Source organism: Actinacidiphila sp. bgisy160, from assembly GCF_057707815.1.
Genome location: NZ_JBYIQW010000089.1, coordinates 1 through 15,039, shown reverse-complemented (window position 1 = coordinate 15,039; position 15,039 = coordinate 1). Strand labels below are relative to the sequence as shown.

Genomic DNA, 15,039 nt, shown 5'->3' with positions numbered 1-15,039 from the left:
GGCCGCCGGTGAGGAACCACTCGGGGGTTCAGCCACGAACGACCAGGGACGGTGACCATCTGATCGACATCGCCCAACACCTACAGAGGTGGATTGTCAACGGTTGACCGCCCAGCGCGGCACATCGGATGCCGGCCAGTCGGCAACCTCTTGATCCTGCAGCGTCGTCACGCGCGGGACTGCTTGTCCGAGCCGTTCTCAGCAGCGACCATCCAGGCATGCTTCTCGAGGACATCGGTGATCATGTGCAGCAGGTCAGCAGTGGCCGGGTCCTCGCCGTCGATGACGTCGTGCAGATCTCGAACAGTGCTGATGGCAGCCTGGAGGCGGCGAGTGACGATGCCAACGACGGTCGTGGTGTCCTGCTGGCCTGCGGGGAACTCGGGCAGAGTCGTGGTGGTGACCACTACTTGGGATCGACCGTCGGGGACCGCGCGAATCGCCCGCATGCGCTCGGCGACAGTGTCGCTGGCGTCACGTGTGGCATCGGCGATTTGGTCCAACTGGAGGTGCAGAGTACGGAAGTTGCGCCCGACCACGTTCCAGTGGGCCTGCTTGGTTTGGCTGTGGAGTTCGATCAGGTCGACCAAAATCTGCTGCAAGGCCTCGGCCAGGTTGCGGGATGCCGTGAACCCGGTCGCGGCAGCTTCCTCCCGCCGTCGGGTACTGAAAACTGTGCTCGACGTGGTCATGGGGGATTCCTTTCTGTAGGTCTTGAGAACGTGCTGACGTCGGCACGCGGCGGTGTACGGTCTTGGACCACTGCCGGCGCTCCCGGAGCCGAGGCCCCGGGAGCGCCTATCTCAAGTTCTGCGGCGTGCGGGGAGGTCGCATCGCCCGCGGGAACGGCCTGCCGACTTCAGTGCTTGGCGTGCAGGCCGTCGTAGAGGTACGCGTTCGCCTGGTTGACCGCTGCCTTGGCTGCGTTGGTCTTGCCGAGAGCGTTGAGCATGAGGAAGTCGTGGATCATGCCCTGATAACGCACCGAAGTCACGTCGTTTCCGGCGGCACGGAGCTTGTTGGCGTAGGCCTCGCCCTCGTCGCGCAGTACGTCGGCTTCCTCGGTGATCACGAGGGCCTTCGGCAGGCCCTTGAGCTGGTTGAGGTTTGCGCGCAGCGGGGAGGCGAGGATGTTCTTGCGGTCCTTGTTGTTGGGAGCGTAGGCGTCCCAGAACCACTGCATGGCCTTGCGCGTCAGCCACGGTCCATCGGCGAACTGGCGGTACGAGGCGGTGCTGAAGTTGGCGTCTGTCACGGGGTAGAAGAGGACCTGTTCGCGCAGCGCCGGGCCACCTCGCTGCTTGGCCATGAGCGCGACGACGGTTGCCATGTTGCCGCCTACGGAGTCCCCGGCGACCGCCAGGCGCGAGCCGTCGACATTGATGTCACGGCCGTGCTGGGCAACCCACTGCGTGGCGGCGTAGGCCTGCTCGATGGCGATGGGGAAGCGGGCCTCAGGCGAGGGGGTGTAGTCGACGAAGATCACGGCTGCGTGGGCGCCGTTGGCGATCTGACGGACGAGTCGATCGTGTGTGCTTTCATCGCCCAGGACCCAGCCGCCGCCGTGGAAGTACATGATGGCGGGCAGCCGACCCGAGGCGCCCTTGGGGCGCACGATGCGGACCTTCACCTTGCCGGTCGGCCCGACCGGCAAGGTGCGGTGGCTGATGTCGGCCGACAGCAGGTCGGCCGGATTGCTCTGCACGTTGTCGAGAGCCTTGCGGGCGTCGGCATAGCTGAGCGTGTAGATCGGCGGGTTCTGCGCCGCGGCGGAAGCGAAGACCTGAGCGTCGTGCTCGAGGACCGGCTCGGTGGCCTTACTGGCAGTCGTGGTGGAAGTCGTAGCGCTGGCCCCGGAGTTGGCTTCGAACAGGATTCCGAAGGCAAGGGGCAGGGCGGCGGCAACAGCGACGGTGCGGCCGACACGACGACGGACAGACATGAACGCACTCCTGGAGGGGTAGTCAGCATTGGGAAGGAGCCGCTGACGGATGCCCCGCCCAGCGACACCACGAGTCTTCCGGCTGGGCTCTGTCGTCGGCTGTCGAGCGGGCACCAGGGTTCAGGAAGGAACCCCTGCCTTCGCTGTTGGGGTTAACCCCACAGCTGGCTCTCAGGAGCTCTCTAGGCACAACTGCTCGCGACAACTCACTGCCGCTCAAGAGGAAGCGCCGCGGTGGTGACCTGCGGCTCCTCGGACGGAAACAAACGGCAGCGCGACGTCTTCGCTCACCATCGTGCCCGAGAGTATGCGGTGATTTCCGGCCGTGGGTTCGAAGTACTGTCGCCGGGTTGGCTTCCGTATCGGCATCGAAGCGGCGGCCCCTCTCGACGTCTTCACCGCCGACCTCTACCTGGAAGTCGCCTGGAAGCACAAGGCCTCGGGCGACAGCATTTCGTGCGGCGTGGGGTTACTGGTGTTCAAGGCGCTTCGGCGTCGCAGCTGCTGTGCGGCGTGCGGAGTGCCCCAAGCGGTCAGCATGGAGCACTGATTCTGGCCTGGAAACGGACCCTCTCATGTCGTTGTTGCTCCCGTGATCGACGACGGCGCCGCGCCCCTTGGACATCGGACAGCCGGTGTGACCGGCAGCCACTCCGGTACCTACAAGGTGCTGAAGCGGCAGTGAACGGCGTGGCAGGCAGCAGGGTCCTGCTGCAGAGGACCAGCAGCGGTTGGACCTCGACTTTGCAAGGAGACCGGCGCCTCACGATCGAAAATCCATGCAACGCGTTCCCGTTCACCCGGATGCACTGGAGTCCACAGGAAGGCTAGGCAGCAACATAGGTGGCAAGACAGGGCTGCCCCCGCTCGGGACGCGGATCCGGAGCAGGGACAGTCCATACAGACGTGTTGAGCGGGTCTCGCTGGCGTTCAGCGTTACGGGCTTGCCGTGGCCCTCCGCCCCGCTGGAACGGTGGGATTGACTGCCGGCTTCGCGGTGTCCGACCGTGACAGCTCCAGGACACTGCGGCCTGGAAGGCAGTAGCTAGTGCACGCGATCCACCTACAGTGCGGCCGTTCACGCACCACCGAGTCAGGGACTCCACCCTGTCAACCGCCCGCTATCAGGCCGATGGACCAGGGCTCCCGGCCCACTGCCATCCGAGGCTAGCGCGCTCGCCCAGCTAGAGCGTCATGCGATGGGCGCCGCGACCGGACCGAAGATGCGTCGGGCATGGCGCGCGTAGGCACGCGGACCGAGGACGGGCATGAGAAGACGGGGAACCAGCGGGGCGCTGGACAGCATGAGCGTGACCACCTCAGGCTCGGCCAGCGAGGCGAGCATTCCAAAGATGATCGGCAGCTTGCTCTTCGGAAGACCGTTGATCGCATGGTCTCCGAACTGATGCCACTCTTCGGCGGTCAGGTACTCCGACGCCAGTGACAGGACGTCCCTCTCCTCGATCTCAAGATGATCACGGAGGCGGCTGGCCAGCCTCTCCAGCACGTCGGCAAGCGCGTTGCTCCGAGCAACGGAGGGGTCCCCTCGCCACACGTTCAGTTCCGAGGACGCCTCGGCCATCAGCGCGTCGATCTCCTCGTGCTGGCTTTCCAGCAGCTCAACCACAGACCCAAGGCGGTCGCCGGCACGGTCGCGGAGCTTGGGCCACAGCAGGTCGTCCTCGCCCTTGTGGTGAAGGTGCAGGAACTCAGCGATCAGCTGAATGTGATCCGCAACGATCGCAGCCCGACGGACGTCCCCAGGCGCAACGTGCAGCACCAATGCGGGCATCCGGCCGTAGCTCATCCGGAAAGCGTCGTGGACCACGAGCATGTCGCGGACGTCTGCTCGGTCGGCAGTCGAGTGGGTCATGGATGTGTACTCCAGGTAGTGAACTTATTGCTTCTGCTCCACGCTTCGGCATGGCGCGTGACGGGCCGCACGAGGCGGAGCACCGCCTCAGGCCGGCTCGAAGGTGACAGGCATGCGGGCCACGATGGTCGTGCCCTGTCCTCTGGGAGAGTCGATTGTCACGGTGCCGTCGTAGGCGGCGACCCGGTCGTGCAGGCCAAGCAGGCCCGACCCTGGGACGATGTCGCCGATCCCGCCAACCCCGTCGTCGGCGACCGTTAGTTCCAGGTGTTCGTCCAGGCAGAGCGAGATATCGATCTTGGAGGCGTCGGCGTGTTTCACTGCGTTTGTGACGGCTTCGGCAACGAGGAAGTAGGCATTGGCCTCGAGCGCTGCCGGCAGGCGTTGCCCGCACTCCCCACTGAATCGCGTGGGAACTGGGCAGCGGGCCGCCAGGTCGGAGATAGCTGCCGTCAAGCCGCGAGAGGTCAGGACCGAGGGGTGTATCCCGGAGGCCAGATCCCGAAGGTCAGCGACAGCTGCCTGCGCCTCATCGGCGGCGTGCTCCAACAGGGTCAGCACTTCAGGTGACGCATCGGGCAGTAGCTCTCTTGCGAGGCGGAGCCCTATCAGAATGCTCACCAAGCGTTGCTGGGCCCCATCGTGAAGATCCCTTGACGTCCTGCGTCGCTCAGCCGTGATGCTCTCCACGATGCGCCGCTGCGCGGCACGTGAAGCCGCCGCTCGTATCTCAGCCGCCGCGCGTTCCCGCTCAGTCCGCTCCAAGGCGAGGCGTTCCGTGACGTCGAAGAATGAATAGACGACGCCGATACCTCCCGGAAGAGTGATGGGTGCAGACCACCACGAGGCAGGGAAGTGCGAACCATTTCGGCGCATGAACCACCCGTCATCCCTATGCAGAGCTCTGCCGGTGCGTGCCGGGCTCAGCATGGGACATTCCGATGCTGGGAAAACGGAGCCGTCCGGCCGGTAGGGGTGAAGGGTCTCGTGGCTCGGGCGGCCCACCAAATCGGCCTCGCTGTCGTAGCCGAGCGCTGCCACCGCAGCAGGATTCGTGTAGAGGATGTCGCCATCAGGCGCCACGACCCAGACCGCCTGCGGCACGTTGTCAAGTATGTGTGGAAGCAGCGTCCCGACCTGTGTCACTGAACCGTTCCCCTGCTGAGTCGTACAACAACTTGCGCGCGGTGCAAACACCACCCCGACATTCTGCTTCGACGCTGCTCCCGCAACCAGGACGTACTGCGTACACCCTGGCGTCATGAGTGCCGCACGTGCGATGGAAGCCCGCAGTAAAGCGGGAGACAAACCTGTCGGTCATCATCAGACTTCGCTGTGACCTGTTGAACACGCCCCGTGGTACCTACGCGTTGTTGGGCGACTCTTTGCCGAACCCGGATCGTCCTGCACACCGCGGTGCGCGATCATTTAGGGCGGAGCGACCCCCTGTGCCAACATGGCACGGCTGTCGCAACGGGGATGTGTGTCGGCGACGGTTGAAATGAGGTTCTGGATCACTTTCCGTGCTGGGGCCACGGAGGGTCACCGAAACCGCGATCATGAACGGCCTCACGCTGCGAGGAGGATCCGCTTGCGTAGGAGGTCGAAGCTGGCGCGGCCGAACATCTGGCGCTTCAGCATCTTGATCTTGTTGTTGTGTCCCTCGACCGTGCCGGAGCTGTAGGGCAGGCTGAGGCCTGCGACGACGGCGTCGAGGTCCTGGCCCAGACCGCTCGCGAAGGTGCGGAGTGCGGGCAGGTCGTCGCTGCGGACATCGTTGATCCACTGGTCGAGCCTGCCGCCCTGGCGGTTGGTCATCAGCTCGGCGAAGGCGCGGACGTAGACTGCGGCCCGGTCGAGTTCGGGGCAGCGGGCGAGGATCTCCTTGAGCCGTTGGGCCTGGTCGTGGCCCAGGTGGTCGGGGTGCCGGGTGATCCAGCTGGTCACGTCCCGGACGGAAGGCGGCTTGCGGGGCGGAGCCGCTTGAGGAGAGGCTTCGCGGAGCTGGCGAACGTAGCGTCTGACGATGGTGGTGCCGCCTGGGTAGCCACGCTCGCGGAGTTCATGGAACAGCTGGGTTGCGTTGGTGCAGCCTTCCTGCCATCGCTGGTGGAGGTAGGGCTTGTGGGGATCGAGGATGCTGGTGCGGCCGGTCCACTTGCCGACCAACAGCTCATCTGGGCTCGCAGCGTGGGCGAGGCGGAGCACGGTGTTGCGGGCCAGGCCGAGCCGGCGGGCGATGGGCCGCTGCCCGAGGCCTTGGTCCAGCAGGGCGTGGACGGCTTGGTGCTGTTCTCGGACGCGGTCCGAGAGCCGGCCGGACCGGCGGGGCTCGTCGGACGGCGTGGCCTTCAGCTGGGCGGTGTCCGGCACTGGGATGGTGCCCGTCGGCGTCTGGTCTGAGGGGTCTCGCAACAGGGCCCGGTGGCCGATGACGGTCTTCTCGACGGCCTCGACGAGGTTGTGCCAGATATGCCATCGATCAGCGACATGGATAGCATCCGGCGCCCCGAGCCGTCCGGCCTCGGCGTAGGCAACGGACCGATCGCGGCAGATCACCTCGACACCGGGATGGTCGGCGAGCCACGCGGCCACCGTCTCGACCGTCCGGTCGGGCAGCACATCGATCGGACGACGCGTCTCGATGTCCACCAGGATCGTGCCGTAGACATGTCCCTTGCGCAGCGCGAACTCATCCACGCCCAGCACTCGCGGCGTCTTGAACGTCGGATCGGGCAGCGTGCGTATCAACCGCAACAGCGTGGATCTGCTCGCCGTGGCCGTCAGCACGCGGGCCAGGCGGGCGCCGGCCCGCCAGCATCAGCGCCACCTGCTTCAGCACCGCCTGCAAGCCGACGCTTCGCCGCCCGTAGCGGAAGGTCAGTCCCGTGATCTGCTCGACGAACGTCGCCCGCGGGCACTGTTGCTCGCGGCAGCGGAAACGGCGGACACGTAATTCGATCACCACCCGGCGGCCACCGGCCTCACGGTCGGCCAGCCGCCGTACGTACCCACTGTGCACACGGCTCGATGCCACACCGCAGCCAGGACACCCCGCCTGGTCCGCGACAGCGCGAGCCCGTACGATCACGAACTCGCCTTCCAGCAGCGCGTCTTCGATCAGCACACCCTCGACCTGGTGGCACCACAGGTCGGCCAGGACCACATCACCCATGGCCGTTCATGATCGCGGTTTCGGTGACCCTCCGTGGCCCCAGCACGGAAAGTGATCCAGAACCCAAATTGAGCCGCTGCCGACAATGTGGAACCGAAGTTGCGGTAGGCCCGGGGCAGCCAGGCCCGCGGTAGGAGCGTAGACTGCATGGCTCGTCGATATCCGGGTCGTGGCCTCGTTGGTGCCCGGCCGTGGACGGCGGTGTCCTTCCCTTGGTGGCACCTCGACTGTCAGGCAGCATCGCGGCTTCTATAGATGGTTGCGAGCCTGAACAATGTGGGGCTTTCCCCATGGTGCCCTGCTTCTAGGTTGCTTCACCATGGCTGCATGGCGGCAAACATCCTACTGGTCGACGACGACCCAGGTTTCCGACGCGTCGCTGCCGCGTTGTTGCGGGCACGCGGCATGAACGTCATAGGCGAGTGCGCGGACGGGAGGTCTGCAATCGAGGCTGTGCGTACGCACGAACCAGACGGCGTTCTACTCGACCTTCACCTACCGGACCAAGACGGCATGGCTGTCGCACGAGCCTTGCGAGAAGGACTGCACCCCCCGCGTGTCATCCTGACCTCCACCGAAAGGTCCCCATGGTCGAAACACGAATTGGCTGCGGCGGGGGTACGGGCTTTCTTGACCAAGGATCTGCTCTTCGACAGCGACTTGCTGCGGCTGTTCAGTTCTTGAGGTACTCCAGTACGGCAAGCACCCTCCGATGCTGAAGAGAGTCCGCTTGCTGCAGCCCCAGCTTGAGGAAAATTCCGGTGACATGCCGCTCGACGGCGGGAACGGTGACAACCAACTTCGCGGCAATGCCCACGTTAGAGTGCCCCTCTGCCATGAGGGCCAAGACATCACGTTCCCTGGGTGTCAGCCGGTCAAGCGGGCCGGCCGCACGTTTGCGGCCCACTAGGGTGGCGATGACGTCCGCATCCAGTGCCGAGCCTCCGTCGGCCACACGCTCAACGGCCTCACTAAGGATCTCGGCTTTGGCTACCTTTTCCTTCAACAGGTACCCGACCGCGGACGGATCGTCCCCCACGAGATCGAGTGCGTAGCTCGCTTCGAGGAACTGCGAAAGGACAACGACACCCGTCCCCGGGTGCGTAGCTCGAATCTTGAGGGCGGCCCGCAAGCCGTCGTCAGCCAGATTCGGGGGCATGTGGATGTCAGTGATGACGACGTCGGGGCGGTGTTCCGACGTCGCCCACATCAAGTCGTTAGCGTTGCCCACCGCCGCAACAACTTCGATTCCAGCGCGGGTAAGGATGGCCGTGACCCCTTCCCGGACAATTGGCTGGTCCTCACCAAGGACGACGCGGATTCGAGCCTTCATTACAGATCCTTCGACGTGTTCCGGACGCAACGAGTAGGGCGAAAATTTTCAACAAACGAGAATGATTCTGCGCGACACGCGTTGCGAACTGAGGCTATTTTTCCGCAGCCTTCGCTTGCAAGAAATCTAGTGCTACCTGACTGGGAGAATCCGGCTCCGCTTTCCACGTAATCAGCCGCTGACCTGGGGTATGATTTACGAGAAAGTGATGGGATTCGAGCTCAATCTCCCCAACCTCCGGGTGAAAATAGCGCTTGTACGGACGCATTTTCATAGTAACGTCGTAGCTCGCCCAAAACCTACGGAACTCCGGGCTGCGCGAGTAAAGTTCCTCAACTAGTGACATGATATACCCGCTGGGGTCGAGGTCAGCGGAAGCGCGCAATGCGGCCACGTAGGGCTGCGCCATCTCTTCCCAGTCGAGGTAAAGTTCGCGCGCCGCCGGGTCGAGGAACATGAACTCCGCAACGTTGCTTTCCGGTGGCACTTGTGGGAACAAGGTCCTGCACAGCGTGTTCTCGGCCAAAATATCAAGCCGGGGCCCGATGATAATTGCAGGAACTTTCCACCCGTCGATCATGCGTACCATATCGGGGCACGCCTGCGATTCGAAGTCAATGCCACGACCCCGATCTTGGCGACGGCACGTTTTCCGGGCCAGGCGGTACATGTGTTCCGCCGCCTCTGCATCGAGCTGGAATACCCGTATGAGCGCATCCAGGACCTGGTTGGACGGTTGCTTTTCGCGCCCTTGCTCAAGCCGCGCGTAATACCCCTTGCTCAGGCCCGCTAGTGCCGCTACCTCTTCGCGACGCAATCCCGATGTCCGTCGAAATCCCCCGCCAGCCAGACCTACCTGCTCCGGTGTCGTCGCTACCCGGTGAGCCCGTATGAAATCACCGAGAGAATTGACCTGGTGCATGGCCACATTGTACTGCCCATACGGGCATGTCGCGCAGCCCAGGAGGCCCCATGGGTGTACGTCGCACGTACACCTTCCGTGGTCGTAGGGTTCTCCCTATGCCAGCTGCTCGGGCTGCCCCGGATGGATCGTGGAGGCTGCTCGACAGCTGTGAGCGGATGGTCTCGGCACGATGAGAAGCGAATCGGAGCGACCTGTGAGCCCCTTGGGGCTGGTTTGGATCCGGGACTGACCACCTGCCGGGGAGGGATTCCTTCCGGCGTCTTGCAAGGGAGTTTTTCGTGTCCGAGAACGTATTCACTGCGCCCGTTCTGGAGCCGGCCGCGGCCGAGTTCGCGAGGGCCACGGCCAACCCGCCGTTCCTTTTCGACCTCGGTCCGATCGAGGGCCGCAAGGCCGTGGACGAGGTCCAGTCCGGCGACATCGCCAAGCCGGCTGTGGACGAGGAGTGGATCACTGTCGAAGGCGGCCCGACCGGCGCCGTCCGGGCGCGCATCGTCAAGCCCGCCGGCTCCACTGGCAGCCTGCCGGTCGTCATCTACATCCACGGCGCCGGCTGGGTCTTCGGCAACGCCCACACCCACGACCGACTGGTGCGCGAACTCGCCGTCGGTGCCCGGGCCGCCGTCGTCTTCCCCGAGTACGACCTGTCCCCCGAGGCCCGCTACCCCGTCGCCATCGAGCAGAACTACACCGTCGCCCGCTGGGTCGTCACCGATGGCGCCGCGAAGGGCCTGGACGCCTCCCGCATCGCGGTGGCCGGAGACTCCGTCGGCGGCAACATGACTGCCGCCCTGACCCTCATGGCCAAGGAGCGGGGCGACGTCCCACTGGTGCAGCAGGTGCTGTTCTACCCGGTCACCGACGCCAACTTCGACACCGTGTCCTACCAGCAGTTCGCCGAGGGCTACTTCCTGCGCCGCGACGCCATGCAGTGGTTCTGGGACCAGTACACCACCGACCCGGCCGAGCGGGCGCACATCACCGCCTCCCCTCTGCGGGCCACCACCGAACAGCTCAACGGCCTGCCGCCGGCCCTGGTCATCACCGGCGAGGCGGACGTGCTGCGCGATGAGGGCGAGGCCTACGCCAACAAGCTCCGCGAAGCGGGTGTCCCGGTCACCGCGGCCCGCTACCAGGGCATCGTCCACGACTTCGTGATGCTCAACGCCCTGCGCGGCACCCACGCCGCCGAAGCCGCCATCACCCAAGCCGTCACCGTCCTGCGCCACGCGCTCGGCACCGCCTGACCTGTTCATCGGAATCTTCGAGATCCCAAAGAGACTCCGGCGCCGGGCTCACGGCCCCATACAGACGAGCCCGGCGCCGGTTCGCCAAGCACTGCGCGATGGACGCGCGATGCGAAAGCCCTCCTCACGACAGAAAGAGCACCTGTTGCCCTCCGAACGCACGAAAAGGGCCCTGGTACAGACCCTGCTCCTGCCGCTGCGCATCGCGGCCGTCGCGTACTGGTACGCCGGCGGCCGCGTGATCCATACGTCGCGCAGCGAGGAAGCGGCCCTCCGGAGAGCCCGCCGCAAGGCTTCCGAGCGGCAGGCGCCAGGCGGAACCGAGAAAGGTGATCGATGAACAAGGCCTACTGCGAGCCGCCCCCCGCGCCGCAGGCCGACTGGAAGGCTTCTGCGGATGAGCCGACAGCGGAATGCACGCAATGCCGGGAGCCGACCGAATACGTCCTGGCTGTTCCCGGCGCGCCGTTGTGCGCGCGCTGCGAGTGGCTGGGGGCCCAGCGAACGGCCTGCTCGGGCTAGCAGCACTACGGCTCGACGGAGCAGGGAGCGGTCTGGCTTCCCGTCCCTCCGGGCCCTCAGGCACCGGGATGCCACGCTCCCGCCGGGCATCGAAAATCACGCACGCGGGCGGGTACACGACCAGCCCAGCGGCGGGAGAGACACCCCATGGACGTGTCACCGGGCGTCCCTTCGTCCGCGCTGTGCCACGTCAGTGGCCCTGCCAAGCACGCCATACCCACCTTCTTGACGGAGCCCGACCATGCAGCACGAACCCATCGCCGCAACGATCACGGCCCTGATGCCTGCCGCACAAGCAGAACTGGCCGAACTGGTCGCGTTCCGCTCAGTCGCGGATCTCGCCGTCAGTCCGCGCGCCGAGTCCGAGAAGGCCGCCCAGTGGATCGCCCGAACGCTGCGCGCCGAGGACTTTCAGGACGTTGCCATCCTGGACATGCCCGACGGGTGGCAGTCCGTCTACGGCTACCTGCCCGGACCGCAGAACGCCCCCACCGTACTGCTGTACGCGCACTTCGACGTCCAGCCTCCCCTCGAGAACGCTTGGACAACGGCGCCGTTCACGCTCACCGAACGTGACGGCCGGTGGTACGGCCGGGGTGCGGCTGACTGCAAGGGCGCCGTTCTCATGCATCTGCTGGCTCTGCGCGCCCTCAAGGCACACGTCTCCGTCAGGCGGACTGACCCGATCAGGGGCGGTTGCCGGCCGGCAACCGGCACCCGCCCGCAGGCCCGGAGCCGGGTGGCAGGTACGGCCTCGGCTTCTTTCGGTGGAACCAGCCGGGACCTGAACCTCGCTGACTCGATGGCTACAGGGCCCTACACCCATCGGGCAGCGCACCTGGAGACGGCCCGACGGTCTTGGGTACCTCGCTCCCGGGAATCGGTATCGCCTGAGCTGCACCCGGTTGCCGCCACTTCACTTGCACTGCATGGTGGAAAGGACCGGCGCAACGTGTGACGGCCTTGCCCGGCGTCGCACATTGCAGCCAATGCTGCGCACGGTAGCGCCGTCACCGATCGGGAGTAGCGCCATGTCCCATCACCTTGACTGCCCTCTCGCCCGGCAAGACCCCCGTCTGGACATCACCGATCTGTACGTCTTCCGGGGCGAACGTGGGACCGTCTTCGTGACGAACCACAGCCACTCTCTGGCAGGTGAGGACATTCCCAGGGGCTTCCACCCCGAGGGACGGTACGAGTTCAAGATCGACACCAACGGCGACGCCGTCGAAGACTTGACCTACCGTTTCACCTTCGGCGAGCGCGACGCGGAAGGAAACCAGGCGTACGAGGTGCGGCGCCTGGCCGGCCCCGAGGCCCGCGACCCCGATGCGACTGGAACCGTCGTCGCACGCGGGGAAGCGGATCACACGGTGGAGACCACCGCTGGGGGCCGCGTGTGGACGGGCAAGGCCGGCGACCCGTTCTGGATCGAGCCCGATGTCCTTCAAGCGGTCGGTCGGGCCTTCCAGGACGGCACCAAAGTCGACCTCTCGGAATGGAACCCGGCCGAGGCCAAAAATCTGTTCGCAGGCCACACGGTGTACTCCGTCGTCCTGGAGGTCCCCGACGAGGAACTGCTGCCCGCGGCCGGCGACGACCACACAATCGGCGTGTGGGGACTTGCCTCCCTCGCGACCGACGCGGGCGGCTGGCGGCCGATCAACCGGGCCGCGCTGCCCATGATCCACCCGCTGTTCACTCAGTTCAACGAGGACCTGGGCAACCGCCTCAACCAGAACGTCCCCGCTGACGACCTCCAGCTCCACGGCAAGGCCGTCGCCGACGCCGTCGCGGGCGTGGTGCGTGCCTACGGCACCTCGGAGAACCCCGAGGCTTACGCCGAGGTCGTCGTCAACGCGTTCTGCCCCAATATGCTGCCTTACCGGATTGGCACGCCGGCCTGCTTCGGCTTCGCCCAGTGGAACGGCCGGTCGATGACCGACAACGCGCCCGACGTGATGTTCTCCTTCACATCCAATACGCCGGTCACGCTGTCGATCGGCAGGGAGTCCGTCACGTCCAAGCCGTCCTCCACCTTCCCGTACGTCCCTGCCGTCCCGTAACGGCGCAGACGTCGTATCACCGTCGGCGTAGGTGCGCCCACGGAGGGGCATGCACTCGTTCGTGCCTGGCGCTGCGAATCTGCCTACAGAGGTCATGCAGGGAGCACGGGGCTAGGCCGCCTCACCACTCCCCACGGCGTATGGCGCACCTTGAATGACGCTGCCTTGGATCACTTCTTCCGAGACGCGCGTCTCCTGCCCCTTACGGGCCGGACACTGACGGACGCAGCTCAACTTCGAGCAGAACTGTGCCCAAGTCTCGATACCGGTTCACACTGCGGTAGTACCGTGCCGCCCGGGTCTGTACGTGTAACCGGTCGCCGATGGTCTACGAGCCGGTCTCAACATGACGCTCCCTTTTGACCATGCACGCCTAACACTTCCTCTCAAGCAGCTGATGTCACGCCTGCCGCGATCAGTCAGTTCGAGAGCGGTGCCACACGCCCCAGCCCGGAGACTGTCAGCGCCCTGGCCGAAATCCTCGCAGTGCCTCCTCAGTTCTTCCGTGAGGCCATGATCGAGAGTCATGAGGGCTTCTTCCGGTCGCTGCGTCGGACTTCGGTGGCCGATCGCCGCCGTGCCCGAGCCATCGCTCAAGTCGCCCACGATCTCGCCGTCAAGGCGTCGGCCGCCCAGCGGTTCCAAGTGCGCAACGTGCCGGTGATGCCCGTGAGCGGGCTGGAGGCCCCAACGGGTGAAATCGAGCAAGCTGCCACTCGGGTCCGAACCCTGTGGGGTCTCCCCTCGGGCCCGGTTCCGAATGTGGTCGAGCTCCTCGAAGCCCACGGCGTCGCGGTGATTCGTCTTCCGCTCGACAGTGCGGGTGTTGACGCCTTCTCCCTGCCCTTCCCTGACCATCCCGTCGTCGTCCTGGGCGCCGACAAGAACGACCGCGCACGGTGCCGCTTCGACGCCGCGCACGAGTTGGCTCACCTCGTACTCCATGGCGAACAGATCTGAGGTGTGAAAGAGGTCGAAACCCAGGCCCACACGTTCGCGGCAGCCTTCCTCATGCCCGCCGGGGACATCCACGACGAATTGCCGACGACGGTCGACTGGCCAGCGCTGTTCGAGCTCAAACGGTTCTGGCAGGTATCCCTCGCCGCCCTGCTCATGCGGGCCCGAACCCTGGGTCGCATGAGCGACAGCACCTACTTGACCGCTATCAAGGCAGCATCCGCGAGGGGATGGCGCCGCATGGCACCGGTCTCTCTCGGCCGACCGGAACAACCCACAAGGCTCCTGAGCTACCTGTCCTCCCCCGAGAGCGGCACCGCCCGTGCTGTCCAGCCGCTGCGAATCGTGGAGAGCATCGAAGCCGCTTCAGCGGTATGAGAAGCTGTTGTCTTTCCGATCTTGAGGTCAAGGTTTTCGCTGGTCGGGCATGGGTTTGACGTTTTGGCGGGAGTGATGGTGCGTCGTGTCGTCGCTTGCCGGGAGGTCTCGGATGCCGTCGGTAGTGGGACTGCTGGAACAGCGCGAGCTGGTCGCTCGCCGTCGCGTCGACGGGCTGCGGGAGGAGGCCGACCGCGTCCAGGCCGAGCTGGCGGTGGCCGAGCGGGAGTGGCAGGAGTGGGTGATCGCCCGCAGGCGGGTCGACACGGTGCTGGCTCCAGACGGTGGCACCGCCGCCGACACGCAGGCCACGCCGGACTCGCGGGATCCGGATAGGCGGCCTGCGCCTGGGGATGCGGCGAAGGCGAAGGCGCAGGTGCCGGTGTGGAGGCAGGGACTGGCCTGGTCGGTGCTGTCGGCGGACTACCAGCGGATCCTTCAGGTGCTCGCGGACCGGGCCCGGCTCGGGCAGGGTTCGCTGACCTGCCAGGAGATGGCCGCAGCCTTCGGGATGGAGGTGGTGCCGGCCAGGGTGGAGGCACTGCGGTCGAAAGCCAAACGCCTGGTCGCCCGCGGCTGGCTGACCGAGCCGGCGCCCGGACGGTTTACCCCCGCGAAGGG

At 65.7% G+C, this 15,039-nt stretch carries 12 protein-coding genes and 3 pseudogenes; 8 read left to right on the top strand and 7 right to left on the bottom strand.

All coding sequences use genetic code 11. The features are described 5' to 3' along the window. Positions 1-167: 167 nt before the first annotated feature. Positions 168-692, bottom strand: a complete 525-nt coding sequence (locus AC3EUJ_RS35865) for a Dps family protein (RefSeq protein WP_431968993.1) — start codon at positions 690-692, stop codon at positions 168-170. Positions 693-859: 167 nt separating this feature from the next. Beyond that, entirely contained in the window at positions 860-1,942 is a 1,083-nt protein-coding gene (locus AC3EUJ_RS35860) for an alpha/beta hydrolase (protein ID WP_431968991.1), read from the bottom strand. A gap of 325 nt (positions 1,943-2,267) precedes the next feature. On the opposite strand from AC3EUJ_RS35860, the gene AC3EUJ_RS35855 reads away from it, so the two are divergent. Beyond that, positions 2,268-2,492 carry a hypothetical protein gene (locus tag AC3EUJ_RS35855; protein WP_431968989.1) on the top strand — a complete coding sequence of 75 codons (225 nt, stop codon included), beginning with the start codon at positions 2,268-2,270 and terminating at the stop codon, positions 2,490-2,492. Between the two features lie 642 nt (positions 2,493-3,134). Here AC3EUJ_RS35855 and AC3EUJ_RS35850 read toward each other — a convergent pair. The 3 genes and pseudogenes from AC3EUJ_RS35850 to AC3EUJ_RS35840 form a co-directional block, all read right to left on the bottom strand. After that, complete coding sequence (locus tag AC3EUJ_RS35850) at positions 3,135-3,815, bottom strand: hemerythrin domain-containing protein (RefSeq protein ID WP_431968987.1); 681 nt, start codon at positions 3,813-3,815, stop codon at positions 3,135-3,137. 87 nt (positions 3,816-3,902) lie between these two features. Continuing rightward, a complete protein-coding gene (locus AC3EUJ_RS35845) occupies positions 3,903-4,961 on the bottom strand; it encodes a sensor histidine kinase (protein ID WP_431968985.1) in 1,059 nt (352 codons plus the stop codon). A 423-nt stretch (positions 4,962-5,384) separates the two neighbouring features. Next, positions 5,385-6,990: pseudogene (locus AC3EUJ_RS35840) on the bottom strand (ISL3 family transposase). A gap of 255 nt (positions 6,991-7,245) precedes the next feature. Here AC3EUJ_RS35840 and AC3EUJ_RS35835 point away from each other — a divergent pair. After that, a complete protein-coding gene (locus tag AC3EUJ_RS35835; protein ID WP_431968983.1) occupies positions 7,246-7,674 on the top strand; it encodes a response regulator in 429 nt (142 codons plus the stop codon). Here AC3EUJ_RS35835 and AC3EUJ_RS35830 read toward each other — a convergent pair. Beyond that, positions 7,664-8,323 (bottom strand): response regulator transcription factor, encoded by a 660-nt coding sequence (locus AC3EUJ_RS35830; RefSeq protein ID WP_431968981.1) that lies wholly within the window; start codon positions 8,321-8,323, stop codon positions 7,664-7,666. The two genes, AC3EUJ_RS35835 and AC3EUJ_RS35830, sit on opposite strands and share 11 nt — an antisense overlap. A 94-nt stretch (positions 8,324-8,417) precedes the next feature. Beyond that, positions 8,418-9,245, bottom strand: a complete 828-nt coding sequence (locus AC3EUJ_RS35825; RefSeq protein ID WP_431968979.1) for a helix-turn-helix transcriptional regulator — start codon at positions 9,243-9,245, stop codon at positions 8,418-8,420. Positions 9,246-9,526: 281 nt separating this feature from the next. Here AC3EUJ_RS35825 and AC3EUJ_RS35820 point away from each other — a divergent pair, with 281 nt between their 5' ends. From AC3EUJ_RS35820 to AC3EUJ_RS35795, 6 genes and pseudogenes are all read left to right on the top strand, one after another. Next, entirely contained in the window at positions 9,527-10,495 is a 969-nt protein-coding gene (locus tag AC3EUJ_RS35820; protein ID WP_431968977.1) for an alpha/beta hydrolase, read from the top strand. A gap of 109 nt (positions 10,496-10,604) precedes the next feature. Continuing rightward, positions 10,605-10,835, top strand: coding sequence for a hypothetical protein (locus AC3EUJ_RS35815; RefSeq protein ID WP_431968975.1), 231 nt, complete (start codon positions 10,605-10,607; stop codon positions 10,833-10,835). Between the two features lie 423 nt (positions 10,836-11,258). Further along, positions 11,259-11,687, top strand: a pseudogene (locus AC3EUJ_RS35810) (M20/M25/M40 family metallo-hydrolase); the annotation flags it as partial. A gap of 259 nt (positions 11,688-11,946) precedes the next feature. Continuing rightward, positions 11,947-13,083, top strand: coding sequence for a DUF4331 family protein (locus tag AC3EUJ_RS35805; RefSeq protein ID WP_431968973.1), 1,137 nt, complete (start codon positions 11,947-11,949; stop codon positions 13,081-13,083). Positions 13,084-13,482: 399 nt separating this feature from the next. Further along, positions 13,483-14,418 (top strand): annotated as a pseudogene (locus AC3EUJ_RS35800) (XRE family transcriptional regulator); the annotation flags it as partial. 112 nt (positions 14,419-14,530) lie between these two features. After that, on the top strand, positions 14,531-15,039 hold a 509-nt coding region (locus AC3EUJ_RS35795; protein WP_431968971.1), incomplete at its 3' end, for a hypothetical protein.

Excerpts from the sequence above, each read along its gene's own strand:
- AC3EUJ_RS35825 (WP_431968979.1), bottom strand. The coding sequence starts at position 9,245 with ATGCACCAGGTCAATTCTCTCGGTGATTTCATACGGGCTCACCGGGTA.
- AC3EUJ_RS35815 (WP_431968975.1), top strand. The coding sequence starts at position 10,605 with ATGCGAAAGCCCTCCTCACGACAGAAAGAGCACCTGTTGCCCTCCGAA.
- AC3EUJ_RS35865 (WP_431968993.1), bottom strand. The coding sequence starts at position 692 with ATGACCACGTCGAGCACAGTTTTCAGTACCCGACGGCGGGAGGAAGCT.
- AC3EUJ_RS35850 (WP_431968987.1), bottom strand. The coding sequence starts at position 3,815 with ATGACCCACTCGACTGCCGACCGAGCAGACGTCCGCGACATGCTCGTG.
- AC3EUJ_RS35860 (WP_431968991.1), bottom strand. The coding sequence starts at position 1,942 with ATGTCTGTCCGTCGTCGTGTCGGCCGCACCGTCGCTGTTGCCGCCGCC.
- AC3EUJ_RS35835 (WP_431968983.1), top strand. The coding sequence starts at position 7,246 with ATGGTTGCGAGCCTGAACAATGTGGGGCTTTCCCCATGGTGCCCTGCT.
- AC3EUJ_RS35830 (WP_431968981.1), bottom strand. The coding sequence starts at position 8,323 with ATGAAGGCTCGAATCCGCGTCGTCCTTGGTGAGGACCAGCCAATTGTC.
- AC3EUJ_RS35805 (WP_431968973.1), top strand. The coding sequence starts at position 11,947 with ATGGTGGAAAGGACCGGCGCAACGTGTGACGGCCTTGCCCGGCGTCGC.